Raw genomic sequence first — 21,012 nt, forward strand, 5'->3', positions numbered from 1 at the left:
CAAGACTCGTTATTGGTGATGTGGCTAACACCTTTCCAAGCAGGGTTCCCACCTGCTACCTCACTCGACCTATGCTTGGTCGCTCCACTTTTGCAGGCTTTCTTCGCGCAACAGGCCGAGCTGCCCTGAAAATAACCGGCAACGCGCCATTTTCGTGCAGTATAGGGGCCGCCAAATGGCATAAGGGCCCTTGCTTCACGCGTCCAGGCAGAGAGGCCGCTGGCTTCAGGCGCGCGAGGCTCCCGACGGCCCGCTTTTTCTGGCACAAAAAAATCCCGAATCCTTCGTGATGTAGAGGCTCCCTTTTTCCGCTATCCTGGCCCGCAAATAGGCCGTGAATTGGTCGAGCCTCTCGCCGACAAGAACCTTCCTCGCATTCATCGGAGTTGAAGTGATGTAATGAAGGAGCGGGTTCACCTCGTCAACCAGCATATAATCCTCAAACCGGATCTGCTCGATCTCCGTAAAAGAAGTCTGCAGCACCTCTTTCCCGTTATCCAACTGGAAGCGTTCCATTACAGGGTCCAGCACCTGAATATGCGGATCAAAAGCTTGGACCAACTGCTCGATTTCCTGCAAATGACTTCGGCTCATCGTTGAGGCGTACAAGCAGCCGCCCGGCTTCAGCACACGGTGCATCTCCGAAACGGCCCGGCTGATGTCCAGCACATGATAAAGCATGTGATTGGCGATTACGATATCGAACTCGTTGTCGTGAAAAGGAATCGCTTGGGCGTCGGCAAGCAGGAATTTGAACCGCCCGCTGTGTTCGCCCAGGCTCATCCGGGCCTCGTCAAGCATCCCTGCCGACAGATCCGTGAGCGTGATGCTCCACGTTTCGGGAATGCGGTCCGCATTTCTTCGCCATAACGCCGCGTCACCGCAGCCGAGCTCCAATATCTTGAGGCCGGGGAACGCGGCCAGATGTTCAAAAAACCACCGGTGCCATCCAAGCTTGTTCCGACTAAACCGGTCGTACAGACGTATTCTTGCCTGCAGCCGAACCGCATTATGGTACTGCTCGCTCCAGTCCTTTTCCTTATGGATCGTTTGGATAATGTCCGCCAAACCTTCCCAATCGACTTCCTGTCCCTGCTCATCTACCATACCTATCGCCTCTTCAATAGTTCTGTACACATACTGCATATGAGCGATCTTGTGTCGGATGATATCTTTTTGCATCTTCAAAGAGTCTCTCAGGTCCAATTCCGGGGCTGTATCGTTCAGGATGATTTGACTGATCTCGGCCAGGGATAACCCGATGTATTTCAGCATCTGGATCTTTTGCAGCCGTGCCACATCTTCTGTGCTATACAGGCGGACGGAAGCATGGTTGTACTGTGCCGGCTTTAGCAACCCGATCTTGTCGTAATAGCGGAGTGTGCGCAGAGTCATTCCCGTTCGCCGCGCGAGCTGGCCTGTTGTCAAGTATTGGCGTTCCTCCGGCTTCAAGCATTCGTCCTCCTCTCGTGATTTCTATTATATCCGGTGACGTTACGTCACCTTCAAGCTTTATTTAAGACTGCAGCTGGTCACGCAGGATTCCAACAAAATCAGAGCCGGGGGTCCATCGATAAGGCCCACGGCTCTGATTAGGTTACAGTTACTAGATTTACTCAAGCAGCAAACCGAAGCTGCGGTCTCCGATCTGCACGAACTCCATGCCCGCCGCTTGAGCAAAACGAATGCCGGCAAGGAGCACATTGTCCCGCAAAACAGCTTCATAGCGCTGCAGCGCTTCCTGCAGCTGCGCATCGGCGTCCAAAACGAGATTCACCCGCCGCTCAATCGGCAAATCGAGCTTTTTGCGGTAGTCTTGAATCGCGCGGACGACTTCGCGCACGAGGCCTTCCTGCTCCAGCTCCTCCGTGATCGCGGTGTTCAGCGCCACGGTCATCTGGTAGCCGGAGGCGGAAGCGAAACCTTCCCGGGCCTGCTTCTCGATGAGCAGCTCATCCAGAGCGATCCGCACCGCTTCGCCTTCGATCACTGCGTCCACAAAGGCGTTGTCGACAGCCTGCCTGGTCTCGGCAGCGGATAACTGCTTCAAATGGCTTTGGATCGGCCCGACCATTTTCCCGTATTTTTTGCCGGCCGCCTTCAGGTTCAGCTTCAATTGGAAGTTGACGAAGCCGTTATCGTCCTGTTCCACGCGAATTTGCTTGACGTTGATTTCGTCTTTGACGATATCCTCGAACCGGCTCAGGTCGAAATCGCCGCCGAACGACACGATCAGCTCGGATAGCGGCTGCCGGGTCTTGATTCCGGTCTCGTTTCTGACGCTGCGCGCCAGCTCGACGACTTGCCGCGCTTTCTCCATGCCGCTCTCCAGCGCGGCATCGATGACGGCCTCATCCGCCTGCGGATAATCGGCCAGATGGACGCTGCCTTCGCCGCCGAGATTGCCATAGATATCTTCGGCAATAAGCGGAGCGTACGGCGCGATCAGGCGGGCGAGCGTCAGCAGCGCGCTGCGCAGCGTCTGGTAGGCGGACACCTTGTCCGCCGTCATTTCGCTGCCCCAGAAGCGGTCGCGCGAACGGCGGATGTACCAGTTGCTCAGTTCGTCGACGAACGCTTCGAGCTGCTTCGCCGGATTCAGGAAATCGACGGCATCCAGCCCTTTCACCACTTGACGCACGGTGCTGTTCAGCCGCAAGAGAAGCCAGCGGTCCAATTCGTTTGCGGAAGCCTGCTCAGGATGATCGTCCGGATTGTAACCGTCGATCGTTGCATACAGCGCATAAAAAGCGTGCGTATTGTTGATCGTATCGATGACTTTGGACTTCGCCTCCGCGACGATCTGCTTCGAGAACCGCTTACTGTTCCATGGCGCGCTGTCGGACAGCAGCGCCCAGCGGAACGCGTCCGTGCCGAATTCCTCAATGATCTCCCACGGATCGATGACATTGCCCTTGCTTTTGGACATTTTTTGCCCGTTCTCGTCAAGGACGTGGCCTGTCGAGATGACGGCTTTATACGGCAGTTGGCCGTTATAAAGCGTCGATACGGCCAGCAGGCTGAAAAACCAGCCGCGCGTCTGGTCGATCCCCTCGCAAATCATATCGGCCGGATATTGCTCGCGGAACTGCTCCTCGTCGCCGAACGGGTGGCCGTATTGCGCAAACGGCATCGATCCGCTGTCGAACCATACGTCGATCACTTCAGGCGTTCGCGTCATCGTGCCGCCGCAGGAGCAGCGCAGCTTCACTTCATCTACGAAAGGCTTGTGCAGCTCCAGATTGTCGTCCAGCGGATGCAGCGACTTGCCCTGCAAATCGCGCAGGCTCCCCGGCGCATACTCGCCGCCGCAATCTTGGCACGTCCAGACGTTAAGCGGAGTGCCCCAATAACGGTTGCGGCTGATGTTCCAATCGACAAGCTCCTCCAAAAATTTGCCGAAGCGCCCTTCGCGCAGATGCGCCGGATGCCATTCGATCCCGCTGTTGTTGCGGATCAGCTCGTCTTTGACCGCTGTCGTGCGGATAAACCAGCTTTCCATCGCGTAATAGAGCAGAGGCGTTTTGCAGCGCCAGCAGAACGGGTAGCTGTGCTCGTACCGCTCCTTGGAAAAAAGCAGGCCGCGCTCGGACAAGCGCTTCACGACGTCGACGTCGCAATCTTTGACAAAACGGCCGGCAAATTCGGTAATCGTATCCGAATAAGTTCCGTCCGGTTTGACGACGTTCACAAAATCGAGCCCGTGCTGGCGCGCCGTCCGGTAATCGTCTTCCCCGTGCGCCGGAGCGATATGCACGATGCCGGTGCCGCTCGCATCACTGACATAGTCGGCGTCGACGACGATGTGCCCTTTGCTTACGCCGATATAGCCAAACGGCGGCTCATAGGCGGTGCCTACGAACTCCGCTCCTTTATGAACGGACACGATTTCATAGCTGCCGGTCATCACCTTGTCGGCGAGATTTTGGGCCACGATGTAAATCTCTCCGTTTTGCCTTACTTTGACGTAATCGACGTCTTTATGGACCGCCAGCGCCACGTTCGCGGGAAGCGTCCACGGCGTAGTCGTCCAGGCGAGGAAGCTTTCGCCGCCCTGCTTGCTTTTGAACATGACCGTCGCGCTCAAGTCCTTGACATCCTCATAGCCCTGCGCCACTTCGTGCGAGCTGAGCGTCGTCTGGCAATCCGGGCAGTACGGGCTGACGCGGTGGCCCTTGTAGAGCAAGCCTTTGCCGTGGATCGTCGATAAAATGTGCCACACGCTCTCGATGTAATCGTTCGTCAGCGTCACGTAAGGGTGCTCCATATCCGTCCAATAAGCGATCCCTTCCGTCAGCTCGCGCCACTGCCGCTCGTATTCGAAGACGCTCGCCTTGCATTTGCTTACGAATTCGGCGACGCCGTATTTTTCGATCTCCTGCTTGCCCGAAATTCCCAGCTGCTTTTCCACCCCCAGCTCGACCGGGAGCCCGTGCGTATCCCATCCGGCCTTGCGGACGACGCGGTAGCCGGACATCGTTTTGTAGCGGCCGATAAAATCTTTGATGACGCGGCCGAGCACGTGCCCGATATGCGGCTTGCCGTTAGCCGTCGGCGGACCTTCGTAAAATACGAAGTTCGGCCTTCCCTGACGGTGTTCCACCGATTGGCGGAACGTATCGTTTTGCTTCCACTGCTCAAGAACGCGCAGCTCACGGGTTCTGGCTTTTTCTTTCACATCGACTTTTCTCATGCGAGTATCCCTCTCTTTTTTGGGTTCATCCCATCCAAATTAACAGCTCCGAAAAAGGTGCGAAAAAAACAAAAAAATCCCGCCCCGTAAGGGACGAGATTCAACTCGCGATACCACCCTTGTTCCGCACCGACCGGCATGAATCCGATCTGCGGCACCTCCATCAGCGTACCATCATACGCGTTCCTTGTAACGGCGGAATCCCGGGGCAGCTTACTTCCTTGCTTCAGCTTTCCTTCTCGGAGAGGATTTTCGGTTACATCTTGTACATTGGCTTTCAGCGCAAGGCCAACTCTCTGGGGAACAAGGAAATAACGTACTCGTTCTCGTCAACGAATTTGTTCGGAACATTCAATTATTTCATTTGTACACCTATTTCCCCAAAATGTCAAGCAGGCAAAAGCCCCCGCGCAAGCGTCATACTTTGATGCAAGCGACGCCATGCCCGTCCGCCACCGTTCGCAAAGCGGGCTCGGTCTCCGGCATTCCCGGCTCGCCAACGGGCAGCGGTGCAAGAAGCTGCAGCCCTGCGGCTTGTTCAGCAGGCTCGGCACCTCGCCGGAAATGAGCACCCGCTCGCGCCGTTCCTCCACGAACGGGTCGGGAATCGGCACAGCCGCCAGCAGCGCCTGCGTGCAGGGATGGAGCGGGCTCTCGTACAGCGTGCGCCAATCGGCGATTTCGACGATTTTGCCCAAATACATGACCGCTACGCAATCGCTGATATGCCGCACGACGGACAGATCGTGGGCGGCATAGCCCACTGTTACATGCGCGCAGGGGCGACCGGCGGGGGCGGACTGGCCGCTGTTGCGCGAGTGCGGGGGGCGCGACCGGCGGGGGCGGACCGGCCGCTGTTGCGCGAGTGCGGGGGCGCGACCGGCGGGGGCGGACTGGCCACTGTTGCATGCGTGCAGGCGCGACCGACGGGGGCGGACTGGCCGCTGTTGCGCGAGTGCGGGGGGCGCGACCGGCGGGGGCGGACCGGCCGCTGTTGCGCGAGTGCGGGGGCGCGACCGGCGGGGGCGGACTGGCCACTGTTGCATGCGTGCAGGCGCGACCGACGGGGGCGGACTGGCCGCTGTTGCGCGAGTGCGGGGGGCGCGACCGGCGGGGGCGGACCGGCCGCTGTTGCGCGAGTGCGGGGGCGCGACCGGCGGGGGCGGACTGGCCACTGTTGCATGCGTGCAGGCGCGACCGACGGGGGCGGACTGGCCGCTGTTGCGCGAGTGCGGGGGGCGCGACCGGCGGGGGCGGACCGGCCGCTGTTGCGCGAGTGCGGGGGCGCGACCGGCGGGGGCGGACTGGCCACTGTTGCATGCGTGCAGGCGCGACCGACGGGGGCGGACTGGCCGCTGTTGCGCGAGTGCGGGGGGCGCGACCGGCGGGGGCGGACCGGCCGCTGTTGCGCGAGTGCGGGGGCGCGACCGGCGGGGGCGGACTGGCCACTGTTGCATGCGTGCAGGCGCGACCGACGGGGGCGGACTGGCCGCTGTTGCGCGAGTGCGGGGGCGCGACCGGCGGGGGCGGACTGGCCGCTGTTGCGCGAGTGCGGGGGGCGCGACCGGCGGGGGCGGGCTGACCGCTGTTGCGCGAGTGCGGGGGGCGCGACCGGCGGGTAACCTCGTTTGCCGTCCAGAGACCGGGGCTGCCGTTTGTGAAGCGGCTCGCTAGCCGCAAAGCCTGCAAAAGTGCAGGCTTTTTCGGCAGAAACGGCTCGTTTGGAGCAAAAGCCTGCGATAGTGCAGGAATTCCTGCTCCAGGTAGAGCTGAGCCCCGAATTCGGCGAAAAAAACTGCAGATTTGCAGGAATTTATCGCTGCAGGCGCGTCTTGGTGCAAAAGGATGCACTTTTGCAGTTTTTTTTCGCATGGCCGGCGTTGCCCTGGCCACAACAGCTTTTCAGCGGCCGGCCGCTCGGCGGCACGGGCGCGAACAAAAAAAGGCTGACCCGCAAGCAGTCTGCTAACTGCTTGGGGTCAGCCCCCGCCAAAACGCCGGCCGGTTTAGACCAGCGTTTTCAAGGCGTCGGCCGTGAACGGCACCAGCTCGTCGACTCGCCCTCCGCGGATTTTGTCCGCCCATGCGGGGTCGACCAGCAGCGCGCGGCCTACGGCTACAAGATCGAACTCTTCGCGCTCCAGGCGCTCAAGCACTCCGTCGATACTCGCGTTGCCTGCGCCCTTGCCCTCTGCAAAAACTTTCAAAAACTCTCCGTCAAGCCCGACCGAACCTACGGTAATGGTCGGCTTGCCGGTCAATTGCTTGGTCCAGCCCGCCAGATTCAGACCGGACCCCTCGAACTCGGGCTCCCAGAAGCGGCGGGTCGAGCAGTGGAACACATCGACGCCCGCATTCGTCAGCGGCTCCAGAAACTTGGCGAGCAGCTCCGGAGTTTCCGCAAGCTTTGCCGTGTAGTCGCCGGATTTCCATTGCGAGAAACGGAACACGATCGGGAAATCGGCTCCTGCGGCGCGGCGGCACGCTTCAATGATTTCAACGGCAAAGCGCGTGCGCGCGACCATGTCGCCGCCGTAGCGGTCCGTGCGCCGGTTCGTTTTCTCCCAAAAGAACTGGTCGATCAAATAGCCGTGCGCGCCATGGAGCTCGATGCCGTCAAAGCCGATTCTGCGGGCATCGGCGGCGGCCTGCGCGAAAGCGGCGATCACGTCGGCGATCTCCGTTTCGGTCATCGGCTCGGCGACTTTCGCGCCCTCGGCGTCGAGGCCCGAAGGGCCGGCCGGTGGCGCGTCCGGGTTCGGCAGGTCGCCGTTCTTGCGCTGCGTCCCGACATGCCAGAGCTGCGGAATAATGCGTCCGCCCGCTTCGTGCACAGCCGCCGCAACACGGGCCCAGCCGTCCAGGGCAGCTTCGCCGTGAAAACAAGGAATGCCCGGATGACTCGCCGCGGCCGGATGATCGATCACGGTGCCTTCGGTCACGATCAGGCCGACGCCGTTCTCCGCCCTGCGGCGGTAATAGTCGGCAACATCCTGCCCCGGCACCCCTCCGGGAGAAAAGGTTCTGGTCATCGGCGCCATGACGATCCGGTTTTGGAGCGTCAGGTTCCCGACCGTGAAAGGTTTGAACAATGCGGCAGCAGAATTGGAACTGGTCATCGTTACCTCCGATTCGTTAAAGCTTTTGGATTTTTTCCTTGAACAACTGTATGTTCGCTTCATTGCGTCTGTAATAGGTGTGCTGGCCGAAGCGCTTTGACTCGAGAAGCCCGGCTTGCTGCATTTTGACCAAATAGCCGGAAACGACCGATTGCGCCAGCCCGCTTTTTACGGAAATCGAGCCGACGCATACACCGCCCGCAAAGCCTGAATCTTCCGGCAAATGGATCTGGTTGTCAAAATTTCCGCGCGGATCTTTCAACCACTCCAAAATGAGGTACCGAGTTTCGTTAGACAAAGTTTTCAAAGCTAGTAAAGTGTCCATACGTTTATTATATCTATTTTAATAGAAATGTAAATATAAGCGGTTATTCGCACAGCGGCAGCGGCAGCAGCATCAATTGCCTTTTGCCTGCACCGGAAGCGGTATTTATCTCGCACTGAAGCGGCACAACCGGCGTCCGCACCGGTTTATCCGTAAAAAAGCCTGCGTTCCCTTGAAAAAGAGGCGCAAGCTCGTGTTATTTCAATTCATTTTTCAATTCGATTAATAGATCGTGAAGCGCTCTCAAACGTTCCCGCTGAAGATGGCCGTAGTTCTCCTCCAAGAACCTGGAAGCCGTCGAGTCCATCGGAAACAGCACTTCTTTTCCTTTCTCGGTAATCCTGACAATGACTTCCCGGCGATCCTCGACTCCCCTGGTTGCCGTAACCCAGCCCGGACGTTCCAATCGCTGGATCATGGAGGACATCGCACTCGGCGAACAATCGATCGTATGAATAAGGTCCGTTATCGTGACCTGTCTATCCTCTTGTTCCCTGGTAAACAATATTTTTAGCACATGAAGCTGGGGCACCGTAATATCGAAATCTTCGAATATCTTCCGCGATTGCTTGTTAAGCAGCTGATAAATATCCCGAATCTCTAAGTATACGCTTCTCAGCAATTCTGATGTCATCATCACCCTCTTCTCCTCACGTAAACGTTGTTGTATCCATCTTATAAACTCATCGCGCAAACGTCAATCACTTGGAAACGGGTTGAAGGCAAAAAAATAAGCACATCAGGCAGCGCGGCGGCTGCTCCGATTATGCTTAATTCTGCTGCACAGGCGCTTCTGTTCCCGGCCTATGTTCAGAGGCTTATTTTCTCGCCCGGACGAAGCACCTGGCCCTTCATGCCCTTCGCCTCCAGGCTCGCGCAGAACGCCTCGGCATCCTGCCGGATATCCGGGAACGAATCGTAGTGAATCGGCACGACCAATTTGGCGCCCAACCACTCCGCCGCCTGCAAAGCGTCGTCCGGCCCCATCGTGTACATTCCGCCGATCGGAACGAAGGCGACATCGATGGAGTGCCTTTCGCCGATCATTTTCATATCGGAGAACAAAGCGGTATCGCCCGTATGTAAAATCGTCTTGCCCCCGGCGCTGATGACGAATCCCGCAGGCATGCCGCCATAAATAATGCGCTGCTCGTCGTGAAGCACAATGCCGGAGCTGTGGAACGCCTGAATCATTTTGGCCTGCGCAAAGCCGAGGTCGACCGTGCCGCCGATATTCATTTGAATCGTGTCGAGCCCTTTCCAGGCCATGTAGGCGCCGAGCTCGAATGTCGCCACGATAGGCGCATTATTGCTGCGGGCGATAGGCTCCGCATCCAGAATATGATCCGCGTGAGCGTGCGTCAGCAGTATGGCATCGGTTTTGATGTCCTCGGGCTTTGTCACGGCAAGCTCATTGCCGCGCAAAAACGGATCGATGACGAGCGATTTGCCTTCCGTCGCGATTTGAACGCATGAATGTCCATGGTAAATAATTTCCATTATAATTCCCCTCGCTTGGCTTTTATTTTAACTATGTAATTTTTCCTGCATCTGCGTCGAAATATCAAAAATCTTTTTGAATAGTTCCGCTACAGTCGTATCGTCCAGCGGCCCGGTATTTTTTTGCAGCAAATAAGCGATAATTTCCTGCTCGCGAACGGGATCGAAAATAGGCAGGCCGTTGCTGACTTTGTACTCTCCGATTTGTTTAACGATCGAAGCTCTCCGGTTCAACAAACTGAGCAGTTCGTTATTAATTTCGTCCACTTTTGACCTTAGTTCGTTCAGCTCTTGCGCATTCATAGACATATCACCTGAATTCCTTCATTTTGGTTTGCTAAGTTAATTTTATTACTTTACCAACCTTTTGTCAGCATCTGCGCGCAAAACAAAAAAGAGCCGCCGGAAAGGCTAAGCTCCTCTTCGTTCAGGCAAGCGGTCAAAACGTGGAAAGGACCGTTTCCCGCACTTGCTTCAGCATCTCTTTGCGCGCGGCGTCGTCCACATAAGGAACGGCTCCGAACAATAAATGTCCGACAGACTCGATGCCGACAAATTCGAAAATGCCGGTATCCGAAGTTATTTTCAATCCCGCCGTCATGCCGATCTGATCGTAAACTTCCTTCGGTGTGCCGTGCGTGTTGATGATCAGGCCCTTTTTGCCTGTCAGCAGCTTGACGATCCCTTCGTCGCCGGAAGCATAAGCAAAGCCGTATGCAAACACCCGGTCTACGTACCCTTTGAGAATAGCGGGGAGCCCCGTCCACCAGATCGGATAAATAAAGGTTATGGCATCCGCCTCGGCGATATGCCGCTGCTCCGTCAAAATGTCCGCAGGAGTTTGCCCTTCTCTCATAGCGGCCGTATCCTCCGGTTTCAGCACAGGCTGAAAATCAAGCGCGTACAAATCGCGGACTACGACTTCATGGCCTTTTTCCTTCAAAGCGCCGGCTGCGGTTTCCAAAATGGCATGGTTAAAGCTTTCAGGGTTAGAATGGGCATACACGATAAGATGTTTCATAAGTTTAGCCTCCTGTTATTTTAAAATAATATGATTACCAACTACATAGACATCTATGCATTTGGGTAAAAAAAATTAAAACCTGCGGTAGAGGCGCTCCAGCAAAAACTCGAGCTGCTCTTTTTCTGTCTGCGTGAAGCCGCCGTAAATAACGTCGTTCAGTTTATCGGATATGGCCCGAAATACGGGCTCCAGCCGGAAGCCTTTATCCGTAAGCCGAATCAGCGTTATTCTGCCGTCCTCTTCGCTCTTGACTCTTTCGACATAACCGAGCTTCTCCAGCTTGTCCACAAGCACCGTTACGGTAGGCTGCGTGCGATGGATTCGTTCGGCCAGCATTTTAATGGACAACTGCGCATTCTCACGGTACAGAAACACCAAAATATCCCCGTGGGAAGGAACGATATCCTGCACCCCGTGAGCTTCCAGCTCCGACACAATCATTTTGTGAACTGCATCTTTAATCTTTCCAATCGTTGCGGCAGCGTTGTATGTTAGCATGCTTTGATTATACATAGATATCTATATAATTTCAAGCGAAATTTGATCCGCTGAAAAAAACGGCTTAGGAGTCCGGCAGGCGAAGCTGCTTTAGTGCATATCTTCTACGCACGCAGTTCGCCCGCCAGACTCCCTAGGCGCTCCCAAGCCGGCACTCCTGCAGTTGATGAATGCTCCGGACAAACCGGACAGACTCCGTATGCGCCCTCATGACGAGCGAATGCGTTTCGGCGCGGCTGCCGTAAAAAAATTTTACGCCCTGCAGCAGCTCGCCCGGCGTTACGCCCGTAGCGGCGAAGTAAATGTCCGAATCCCCGACAAGCTCCCTCATGCTCAAAGCTTGATCAGGATTGCGGATTCCCATCGAAACGCAGCGGTCCCGCTCCTTCTCGTCCGCCGGAAGCAGCCTGCCCTGCAGCTCGCCGCCCAGGCAGCGCAGCGCCGCCGCGGCAAGCACCCCCTCCGGGGCCCCGCCTGAGCCGACGTGCAGATCGATGCCCGCTTCAGGAAAAGCGACCGCCATCGCCCCCATCACATCGCCGTCGTGCAGCAAATGAATTTTGACTCCGAGCGAGCGCAGCGCCTCGATATGGCCGGTGTGCCTTTTCCGGTCCAAAATCGAAACGGTCAACTCGTCCGGCTGCTTGTGCAGCAGCTTTGCCGCCTGAAGGACCGTTGCTTTCAGCGGTTCATCCAGGCTCAGCTTCCCGGCTAATCCGGGGCCGACCGCCAGCTTTTCCATATACATGTCCGGCGCATGCAGCAAATTGCCTTTTTCGGCGATCGCTACGACCGATATGGCGTTGTTTCTCCCGCTCGCGACGATTTCCGTTCCTTCCAGCGGATCGACGGCCACGTCGAATCGGGGCCCTGTTCCGCGCCCTACCTGCTCGCCTATGTAAAGCATCGGGGCCTCGTCCATCTCCCCCTCGCCGATGACCACCTCGCCGTGAAAAGGGACGGAGCGGAACTCCGAGCGCATTGCGGAAGCAGCCGCATCGTCGGCGCTCATTTTGTTGCCCTTTCCTGTCCAGCGGGCTGAGGCCAGCGCCGCCAGCTCCGTTACCCGCATGATGTCCAGTGAAAAATCTCGTTCCATATGGCCCAGTCACCTCTCCGATTGTAAGGCAGGCAGGCTGCACGAGTCGTCACAGCCTGCCGGCTGATTGTTTTATACGGCCTCGACGGCTTGCCGCTCAGGCAGGACAGCTTGCTCCAGCACAGCTTGCGCAGCGGCAATCCGCGCCAGCGGAATGCGGTACGGCGAGCAGCTGACATAATCCAGGCCGATCCGGCTGCAGTAAAAGATCGATTGTTTGTCCCCGCCATGCTCGCCGCATACGCCTGTTTTCAGCGCCGACCGCACGGATCGGCCGGCGGTTACGGCCAGATCGATGAGCTGGCCGACCCCATCCGTATCCAGCACCTGGAACGGATTGTCGGGCAGCAGCTTGCGGTCCACGTAGTGGGACAAAAATTTGCCCTCCGCATCGTCCCGGCTGTAGCCGAACGTCATCTGCGTCAAATCGTTCGTGCCGAAGGAGAAGAAATCCGCATGGGCGGCGATTTGCCGGGCGGTCAACGCCGCGCGCGGCACTTCGATCATCGTGCCGACTTTATAGCGGCATTCGCGCAGCTTGCCCTCACCAAGCACCTGCTCGGCGACCTGGTCGATCAGCTCGCGGATCATTTTCAGCTCGTTGACGTGGCCCACAAGCGGAACCATAATTTCCGGAAGCACCTCGACATTCCTGTCCATGCAGCGGGAAACCGCGCGGAAAACGGCTTCGATCTGCATGTCGTAAATCTCGGGGTGGACGATGCCGAGCCGGCACCCCCGCTGCCCGAGCATCGGATTCGCCTCATGCAGCGATTGAACTTTGCGGATCAGCTGCAGCACTTCCGCTTTTTCCTGCTCGGAACCGTTCTCCTCGTAAGTCAGCCTGTTCAGCCTTTTTTGCAGCTCCGCCATGTTCGGCAAAAACTCATGAAGCGGCGGGTCCAGCAGACGAATCGTCACCGGCAGGCCGTCCATCGCGTCGAACATGCCTTCAAAATCGGCCTGCTGCATCGGCAGCAGCTTGCGCAGAGCCTCTTGGCGCTCTTCGGCGCGGTCGGCGAGAATCATCTGCTGCACGACGGGAAGACGGTCCGGCGAGAAAAACATATGCTCGGTCCGGCACAGCCCGATCCCTTCCGCGCCCAGCTCTCTCGCTATTTTGGCGTCGTGGGGGTTGTCGGCGTTCGCCATCACTTTCAGCGTGCGAATTTCGTCGGCCCACTTCAGCACTTCCAGAAGCTCTTCGGTCATCGACGCTTCCTGCAGCGGCACCGCTCCGAGAATGACCCGGCCGCTCGCACCGTCGAGGGTGATCCAGTCGCCCTCCCGGACGGAGAGGCCGCCGGCCTGCATCCGCTTCTCTTCCAGGTCGATGCGGATCTCCTCGCAGCCGCAGACGCACGGCTTGCCCATTCCTCTCGCCACGACCGCCGCGTGGCTCGTCATGCCGCCGCGGCTCGTCAGCACGCCTTCGGCGGCGATCACGCCGTGAATATCTTCGGGCGTCGTTTCGGTCCGCGCCAAAATGACGGTCTTGCCCTCGCGGCCCCATTCCGCGGCCGTATCGGCATCGAACACCAGTTGGCCGACCGCAGCGCCCGGCGAAGCCGGCAAACCTGTGGCCAATATGTGCTTGATCGCCTGTTCGTCGATGCCCCGATGCAGCAGCTTATCCAAATGCGCGACCTCGATCCGCTGCACGGCTTCCGCCTTCGTCAGCAAGCCCTCGCGGACGAGATCGGCCGCGACTTTTAAAGCGGCTTGCGCGTTCCGTTTGCCGCTGCGCGTCTGCAGCAGGTAGAGCTTGCTTTTTTCCACCGTAAATTCGATGTCCTGCATGTCTTTGTAATGCTTCTCAAGCTGCTTCGCAATGTGGAACAACTGCTCATACAGCTCGGGCGCTTCTTCCTTCAATGCGGCAATGGAAAGCGGCGTTCTTACGCCGGCGACGACATCCTCGCCCTGCGCGTTCATCAAATATTCGCCGTAAAACTCATTGTCGCCCGTCGACGGATTGCGCGTGAACACGACACCGGTGCCGCAATTCGCGCCCATATTGCCGAAAACCATGCTCTGCACGTTGACCGCAGTTCCCTGCTCGTCGGGAATCCGGTTGATTTTGCGGTATACTTGGGCCCGCGGATTGTGCCACGATTTGAACACCGCCTCGACGGCGAGCCCGAGCTGGTTATGCACATTTTGCGGAAACGCCTGCCCGGTTCTGGTCTGGATGCACTGCTTGTAGTCGGCAATCAGGCTTTGCCAGGCCGCCGCCGATACCTCATGATCCTGCTCAAAACCGTGCTTCTCCTTCATCTGATGCAAAAGCTGCTCAAAATGAACGCCCTCGATGCCAAGCACGACGCTGCCGAACATCTGGATCAGACGTCGATAGCAATCGTAGGCAAAACGCTCGTTGTCCGTTAGCCGCGCCAAACCTTTGACCGTGTCGTCGTTCAAGCCCAAATTCAAAATCGTATCCATCATGCCCGGCATCGACGTCACAGAGCCCGAGCGCACGGACACGAGCAGCGGATTTTCGGGATCGCCGAATTTTTGTCCTTTTACACTTTCCAACTGCTTCATGGCGGCGGCAATTTCCCGGAAAAGCTCATCCGAAATGCGGTTGCCGATTTTGAAAAAAGTGAGGCAAGCCTCCGTCGTGATCGTAAAACCCGGGGGCACCGGGAGCCCGGCGCGGGTCATTTCCGCCAGATTGGCGCCTTTGCCTCCGAGCAGAGCTTTCATTTGTGCGTTTCCCTCATGAAAAGGTAAAACCTGTTTGGCTGCCATCGTTTTGTTCCCCCTTCGATTTATCCATGCATGCGTCGCTGCGGCAAATTCCGTAAAATGTTTTGACCCCGTTCGTAGGAAGGGTATACATCATATTGCCGCAAACTTTGCAAATCACAACTCCGAGATCCTGCTGCCGGGTTTCCGCTATCTTTTGACCGTTGACACCAGACATTCCGCATCGCTCCCTTTCGATTGATTTTCGGCACGGGCCATATAAGATACAAAATCGATGACACGGCAGGCGTAAGCCCATTCGTTGTCGTACCAGGCGAGCAGCTTGACCTGATCGTCCCGTACCATGAGGCTGAGTCCGTCAATGACGGCCGACTTGTCGTTGCCGATATAATCCGCCGACACCAACGGAAGCTCGTTGTAAGCTACGTAAGTTCCGATTTCGCCTTCAACCGCTTGTTGAAACGCTCTTTTGACTTCCGCGGATTGCACCGTTCGATGCAGTTGAACCTGCAAATCCAGCAGCGACACATCCTGCGTCGGCACGCGTACGGAGATGCCCTGAATGTGCGGCGCGAGATGCGGCAGCACATCCGTGAGCGCTTTGCCTACGCCCGTCGAGGTAGGGATAATCGAATTCGTGCACGCTCTGGCGCGGCGCAAATCGTTGTGCGGGTTATCCAGCAGCTGCTGGTCGTTCGTATACGCGTGCACCGTCGTCATCCAACCCTGCTTGACGCCGAAGGCATCGTCGAGAATGCGCAAAACCGGCGCGATGCAGTTTGTCGTGCAGGATGCCGTAGAAAGAACGCGGTGCTTCTTCGGATCGTACCGATCTTCATTCACCCCCATGACTACCGTCAAATCCATGCTCCCGCCCGGCGCCGTAACCAGTACTTTGCGGGCTCCGGCATACAAATGGCGCTCCGCCTGCTGGCGCTGATTGAACTTTCCGGTGGAGTCGATCACGAGGTGGACCCCATACTCCTCCCAGGGCAGCAGATCCGGCGTTCTCTCCGAGACAACCGCCACCCGCCGGCCGTTAATAAGCAGATCCCCTCCGTCGGCTTCGATATGCGCATCCCAGTAACCATGTATGGAATCGTACTTCAAAAGATGAGCCAGCACATGCAGAGGGCTGGTTGAATTAATCACGGCTATTTTGCAGTCGGGATTCGTCTGCGAGAAAGCTTTGCGTATGCACAATCTTCCAATCCTGCCTGTACCGCTAATGCCAACGCGCATTTTCGTGCCTCCTAATTGATTATTTAGTATGTATTTAATATATATTTATTTTATTTATGATGCAATATATTTTCGAAAAAGTCGTCATTAATACAGGTTTTGTTTGAAATTTTTGTGAAATTTCGTTTATATAGTGTGTATTATATAAAGATAAGAGAAAAAAGACGCACAAAATAACTGTGCCTCTTGAGATGGGGGCTGCGCTCCCGCCCGCAGAATCGCAGGCGAATCGCGTGGCAGGCGGACATGCGCAAATAAACCTGCTGAAACTCTTGCGACGCCATGTACGTCGCTCTACAAAATGAAAATAACGAGGGCTAACTGCAAATCCGGGGTGTTAGGCTCAACGCGGCAGGGTTGTGGGGCGGGAAAGTACCGTACGATAGCAGCCAGTTTGCTGGAAAAACGGGAAGTCGCCGAAGGGCGTGGGGCGGGATATGCCGCGCAATAGCAACCAATTGCTGCAAATCCAGGGGGGTTTGGCTCAAGCCCCGAAGATACTCCCACACTATAGCAAGCTGCTCCTCCCAAACAGGCGGTTTCCGTTGAAAAAGCTGCGCTTTCCAGTGTGCCCGAGCAAGAATCACGCCATTCTATTTAGGCGGCTGGAAGGGATTGTATGTGGTTGAACACCCTCATGCGACACCACACCGTGCGCTGGGAGCTGCGTTCGCAAACATGTTTCGTTTAGCCGCCAAAAAGATGGCATGGCCATCGTTGAAACGGCTTGGCAACCCGAAAAGCCTGCGAAAGTGCAGGCTTTTTCCACGGCAGCGGCCCGTTTTTGGGAAAAACCTGCAAATGTGCAGGAATTTCCGGTTAAAACGGGCCTAAGCCAGCATATGAGCTGAAAAGCCTGCACATTTGCAGGAATTTTTCGCCACAAGCGTATCTACGAGCAAAAAACTGCATTTTTGCAGGTTTTCTTCGCCTGCCAAGTAAATGTGTGCCTCTAGCGAGCGAGTTTTGTGGATACGTGGCACTTTTGGCGGTTTGCGGAAGCAATGTGCTTTCAGCCACTTGCGGTAGCATAGCGCTTGCGGGGGACGTGGCGCGTATCACCCAATCGCCTCACGCAGCCCGCGGTACATGGGCAGTGGCGCATTACTTCACGCAGCCCACTGCGCACGGGGCGGTGGCGCTTTTCACCACGCGGCCCACTGCGCACGGGGCGGTGGCGAGGGCGGTCCTGCCCCGCTTCCGGCGGCAGCCTTTTCGATGGCTGCCACCATTCGCGATGACGCCGGCCACGTCATAGCGGCCGTTCCCCTGGCAGCCCCGTCCCTGCGCATGCGCGAGCGGCATTCCAACGCAGCATGCCGGCCCCGCTCCCCCGTGTCAGCCCTTCACCGCCCCGGCCGTCATGCCCGCCACAATCCGTTTGTTGAAGAACAGAAACAAGATGAGCGGAGGCAGCGAAATCAGCACAATATCGGCAAACAGCAAAGCCAGTCGGTGTTGTACATGCTCGTAAAATTGTAAAGCGTCAGCTGCACCGTCGCATTTTCCGACCCGGGGAAAAAATACATCGGATTGACAAAGTCGTTGAAAACGCCGATGGAAGTAAGGACGACGATCGTCGAGGTGACCGGCTTCAACAGCGGAAAAATAATGTTGAAAAACAACCGGGTCCCCCCGCACCCGTCCATAAAAGCGCTCTCGTCGATTTCCCGCGGAAGCGTCGCTGTAAAAGCTTTGTACAGGACCGCGGCAAACGGGAAGTGCAGCGCCACTTCGACCAGCGTAATGCCGGCCAGCGTTTTGAACATGCCGATCGTGTTCAGCACCCAGATCGTCGGCACGATCGCCGGCGGGATCATCAGGCCCGCAAGAATTACGAAATTGATCGCCGGCGAAGCTTTGCTTCCCTCTCGGCGCTGCAAAACGAACCCGGCCATGGCGCTGACGACAACCAGCACGAGGATGGACAAAACGGTAAGGAGCGTGCTGTTGTAAAACGCCCGGAGCAGCATGTTGTCCGAGGCCGTCAGCACCTCCTTGTAATTGGCCAGGAAATGAAACGATGTCGGCCAGACCATGGACATTTCCGCAGCTTCGGCCCTGGTTTTCAACGATGTGATAATGACGAAGTAGAACGGTATCCAAAAAATCAGTGTCGTCAGCAATAGCGCCGTGAGCCCGATCGCAATCCGTCTCATGCTTGCGGTCATAAGTCCACCTCGCTTTTGGTCAATAACCTGTACAGCGGAAACGCAAGCGCCGATACGCCGATGAACAGGATGACATTGCCCGCCGTGGCAAGGCCGTAAAAGCCGGCCTGATACTGCTTGTAAATGATCGAAGCGATCAGGTCCGTCGTGAAGCCCGGCCCTCCCTTCGTCATCGCCCAGACCAAATCGAAGGAGCGCAGGCCGCCGATAAACGCCAGGATGATGACCGAATTCATCGCCGGCCGGCTTAACGGCAGGGTGATGTGCCAAAAGGCGGACTTGGCGCTGCCGCCATCGATTTTCAGCGCTTCATAGTACTCCTGGGGGATCGCCATAATGCCTGCGATATAAATTACGGTCGCGATGCCGACGCCTTTCCAGACATCGACGGCTGCCACCGACAAAAGGGCAAGCCTGGTGTCCCCGAGCCAATCCGGACCGGTAATGCCGAATCCGGCGAGAGCCGTGTTGATCACCCCCTGCGAAGGATGCATCATCGTGGAAAAAGCGATCCCGACCGCAATCGTACTGAGCAAAGTCGGAAAAAAAACGACCGACCGCAGGTAGCTTTTAAACAATATCCGCGATGTTAGAAAAGCGCCGAGCAGCAAGCCGAGCAGCACTTTCAGCCCGCAGGTCGCTACCGCGTAAACGAGTGTGTTTCTAAAACCGATGCTGAGCGACGTCTCCGAAAAAAAGGAGACATAATTATCGAGTCCGATAAATTCCCAATCCGTCAGCGTCCATCTTGTCATGCTGAAAAAGAACGACAAGACCGTAGGCAGCAAATACAGCACGAAGTAAATAATGCCGGCCGGCAATAAAAAAGCGAACGAGTACATCTTCGCGTATGATCTCGTCATCGGATTCTCCCCTTCTTCTTTACCACCCCGGAAGCTTCAACTGCTGCGCCTGCTTCTGCACGTCTTTATCGTAGTCCTCCGCGCCTTTCTTCGCCGTGCTGATGCCGCTGCCCACCGAGACGGTTATATTTTCCAGGCTGGGCCCTTTGACCGGAGACAGGAACTCCAGCGCCGGAGCCGTTTTCCCCGAATCAAACAGCGGCTGCAAGTCCTTGATCGCCTGGAACGAGTCTTTGGGCAGTTCCACGCCTTTGATCACATAGGGGCCGGTAGCTTTCGCCGCCGCCGAATATACGGCCTGGCCTTCCGCGGATGCGAACCAGGCTATCCATTTTTTCGCCGCATCCAGCTTTTTGCTTTCCTTGTTGATATAAAGAGCTCCGGGCATCCATACCGTCAAACCGTTGATGTCGGCGCTGTCGCTCGGAATCGGAAATATGCCGATGTCGTTAACTTTATCGGGATACGATTTGCTGATGGCCTCGACGCCGTAAGAAAGCATCGGATAATGCGCACCTGTGCCTTCGGCCAGCATTTTCAGGCCGGTATCGTACGTAGTGGCGAGAAAATCTTTATTCATGTAGCCTTTTTTGTAGACGTCCTCGATTTTTTCAAAGCCCCGGAGAGCCGCAGGCGTCGTGGCGTATTTGACCTTGTTGCCCGTATAGTCCGCCGCAAAGTTTGGAACCGCCGTCTGGACGTTGTAAAAATCGCCCAGCACGAACAGCTGCGAAGTCCACGTATCTTTGAAGGTGGAAATGACCGCCGTTTTGCCTGCCGCTTTAATTTTTTCGTTGTTGGCCATGAATTGCTCCCACGTTTTGGGGACTGACAAGCCGAGATCGGCGTACACTTTTTTGTTGTAAAGCATGGCGCCGACCGCGGACGACCCGACGGGAACCCCGAAAACTTTGCCGTTCGCGCTCACCGTCGATTTAAAAGAATCCATGACGTTCACCATGTAGGGCTCATTCGTCAAATCCACGAAATTTTTCTCCGGGTTAATCGCTTGCAGCAGCGAGCCCGAATTGTACGAAAGCAGGTCGGACATGTCGCCGGTCGCAAGGCGCGTCTTGACGAGGTTGTCGCCTTCGGTGCCGCCCGGTTTAATATCCCAGTCGATAGCGATGTTCAGCTTTTTCTCGGCTTCGGCAGCTACGGCTTTGAGCGTTTCAAGCGTCGTGCCCGTGTTGCTGACCATCATTTTGATGGTCGTCTTGCCTGCGGGCGGCGTTTCTTTCGAGCCGCTCCCGGTGGTTGGGGCTGCGCCCGGCGCAGCGGAACCGCCGCTTGATGCAGGCGCCGCACCGCCACCGCATCCCGCCAGCATGGCCAGCGACAGCAGCGCGCAAGCAGCGAGTTGACTCGTCTTGCTTCTTTTTGGACTCATTCCCATAACATCCTCCCCTTTGTTCTCGCGTGGACACCGCATGCCTGTACTTTTACCCGTTTTCCCGGGCAGCTCATGTATGCGTTTCCATAACTCTAAGTCTAATTCACGCCTCTATGCAGCACTACCTGTGTCCTTGTCTTTTTTAGGGGGGCGTATTTTCTTTTTGGACTTCGACGAGCAACTTTAGTGGCTGGATCAGATCGTTGGGCTTTAAGACGTTAAAACGGCATTTGTGTTCATGCGGACGCCAAACGGCCAGGCAAACAAAGAGCTAATCAAGTATTATAAGCCCGACAAGAATCCGTACCGATTTAGGTTATGGACTTATCGGTTCAGAATGGGTATACTAGGACCAGGAGGTGACATCCGTATG

The 21,012-nt window shown here is 56.6% G+C and carries 16 protein-coding genes and 1 other annotated feature; all 16 genes read right to left on the minus strand.

Translation table 11 applies throughout. The features are described 5' to 3' along the window. Nucleotides 1–225: 225 nt before the first annotated feature. On the minus strand, nucleotides 226–1,452 hold the full coding sequence (locus tag AC6RNO_RS23495) for a methyltransferase domain-containing protein (protein WP_497106956.1): 1,227 nt from the start codon (nucleotides 1,450–1,452) through the stop codon (nucleotides 226–228). Nucleotides 1,453–1,612: 160 nt separating this feature from the next. Next, nucleotides 1,613–4,693, minus strand: coding sequence for an isoleucine--tRNA ligase (gene ileS / locus AC6RNO_RS23500; RefSeq protein WP_497106957.1), 3,081 nt, complete (start codon nucleotides 4,691–4,693; stop codon nucleotides 1,613–1,615). Between the two features lie 86 nt (nucleotides 4,694–4,779). Then, nucleotides 4,780–5,035: a binding site (T-box leader), on the minus strand. Continuing rightward, nucleotides 5,023–5,457: an oligopeptide/dipeptide ABC transporter ATP-binding protein gene (locus AC6RNO_RS23505; RefSeq protein ID WP_497106958.1), complete on the minus strand. Its 435-nt coding sequence runs from the start codon at nucleotides 5,455–5,457 to the stop codon at nucleotides 5,023–5,025. It overlaps the preceding feature by 13 nt. Before the next feature lie 1,242 nt (nucleotides 5,458–6,699). After that, nucleotides 6,700–7,812 (minus strand): NADH:flavin oxidoreductase, encoded by a 1,113-nt coding sequence (locus tag AC6RNO_RS23510; RefSeq protein WP_488434952.1) that lies wholly within the window; start codon nucleotides 7,810–7,812, stop codon nucleotides 6,700–6,702. 16 nt (nucleotides 7,813–7,828) lie between these two features. Next, entirely contained in the window at nucleotides 7,829–8,137 is a 309-nt protein-coding gene (locus tag AC6RNO_RS23515) for an ArsR/SmtB family transcription factor (protein WP_474679615.1), read from the minus strand. A 196-nt stretch (nucleotides 8,138–8,333) separates the two neighbouring features. Next, a complete protein-coding gene (locus AC6RNO_RS23520; protein WP_474679616.1) occupies nucleotides 8,334–8,774 on the minus strand; it encodes a MarR family winged helix-turn-helix transcriptional regulator in 441 nt (146 codons plus the stop codon). A 173-nt stretch (nucleotides 8,775–8,947) separates the two neighbouring features. Continuing rightward, a complete protein-coding gene (locus tag AC6RNO_RS23525) occupies nucleotides 8,948–9,637 on the minus strand; it encodes a metal-dependent hydrolase (RefSeq protein WP_488434953.1) in 690 nt (229 codons plus the stop codon). 27 nt (nucleotides 9,638–9,664) lie between these two features. After that, nucleotides 9,665–9,946 carry a chorismate mutase gene (locus tag AC6RNO_RS23530; protein ID WP_488434954.1) on the minus strand — a complete coding sequence of 94 codons (282 nt, stop codon included), beginning with the start codon at nucleotides 9,944–9,946 and terminating at the stop codon, nucleotides 9,665–9,667. Between the two features lie 130 nt (nucleotides 9,947–10,076). Beyond that, complete coding sequence (locus AC6RNO_RS23535) at nucleotides 10,077–10,658, minus strand: NAD(P)H-dependent oxidoreductase (RefSeq protein WP_497106959.1); 582 nt, start codon at nucleotides 10,656–10,658, stop codon at nucleotides 10,077–10,079. A gap of 75 nt (nucleotides 10,659–10,733) precedes the next feature. Continuing rightward, nucleotides 10,734–11,102, minus strand: coding sequence for a MarR family transcriptional regulator (locus AC6RNO_RS23540; RefSeq protein ID WP_497106960.1), 369 nt, complete (start codon nucleotides 11,100–11,102; stop codon nucleotides 10,734–10,736). Nucleotides 11,103–11,292: 190 nt separating this feature from the next. After that, entirely contained in the window at nucleotides 11,293–12,258 is a 966-nt protein-coding gene (glpX, locus tag AC6RNO_RS23545) for a class II fructose-bisphosphatase (RefSeq protein ID WP_497106961.1), read from the minus strand. 72 nt (nucleotides 12,259–12,330) lie between these two features. After that, the gene (ppdK, locus tag AC6RNO_RS23550; protein WP_497106962.1) at nucleotides 12,331–15,012 is read right to left on the minus strand and encodes a pyruvate, phosphate dikinase; all 2,682 of its coding nucleotides are present in this window, start codon (nucleotides 15,010–15,012) and stop codon (nucleotides 12,331–12,333) included. A gap of 147 nt (nucleotides 15,013–15,159) precedes the next feature. Further along, complete coding sequence (gene gap, locus AC6RNO_RS23555; protein WP_474679623.1) at nucleotides 15,160–16,212, minus strand: type I glyceraldehyde-3-phosphate dehydrogenase; 1,053 nt, start codon at nucleotides 16,210–16,212, stop codon at nucleotides 15,160–15,162. Nucleotides 16,213–17,633: 1,421 nt separating this feature from the next. Continuing rightward, nucleotides 17,634–18,383, minus strand: coding sequence for an ABC transporter permease subunit (locus AC6RNO_RS23560; protein ID WP_497106963.1), 750 nt, complete (start codon nucleotides 18,381–18,383; stop codon nucleotides 17,634–17,636). Then, a complete protein-coding gene (locus tag AC6RNO_RS23565; RefSeq protein ID WP_497106964.1) occupies nucleotides 18,380–19,246 on the minus strand; it encodes an ABC transporter permease subunit in 867 nt (288 codons plus the stop codon). Before AC6RNO_RS23565 ends, AC6RNO_RS23560 begins: the two co-directional genes overlap by 4 nt. A gap of 19 nt (nucleotides 19,247–19,265) precedes the next feature. Further along, entirely contained in the window at nucleotides 19,266–20,636 is a 1,371-nt protein-coding gene (locus tag AC6RNO_RS23570; protein ID WP_497106965.1) for an extracellular solute-binding protein, read from the minus strand. Nucleotides 20,637–21,012: the final 376 nt, after the last annotated feature.

The sequence above is a fragment of the Paenibacillus sp. sgz302190 genome (assembly GCF_059820445.1).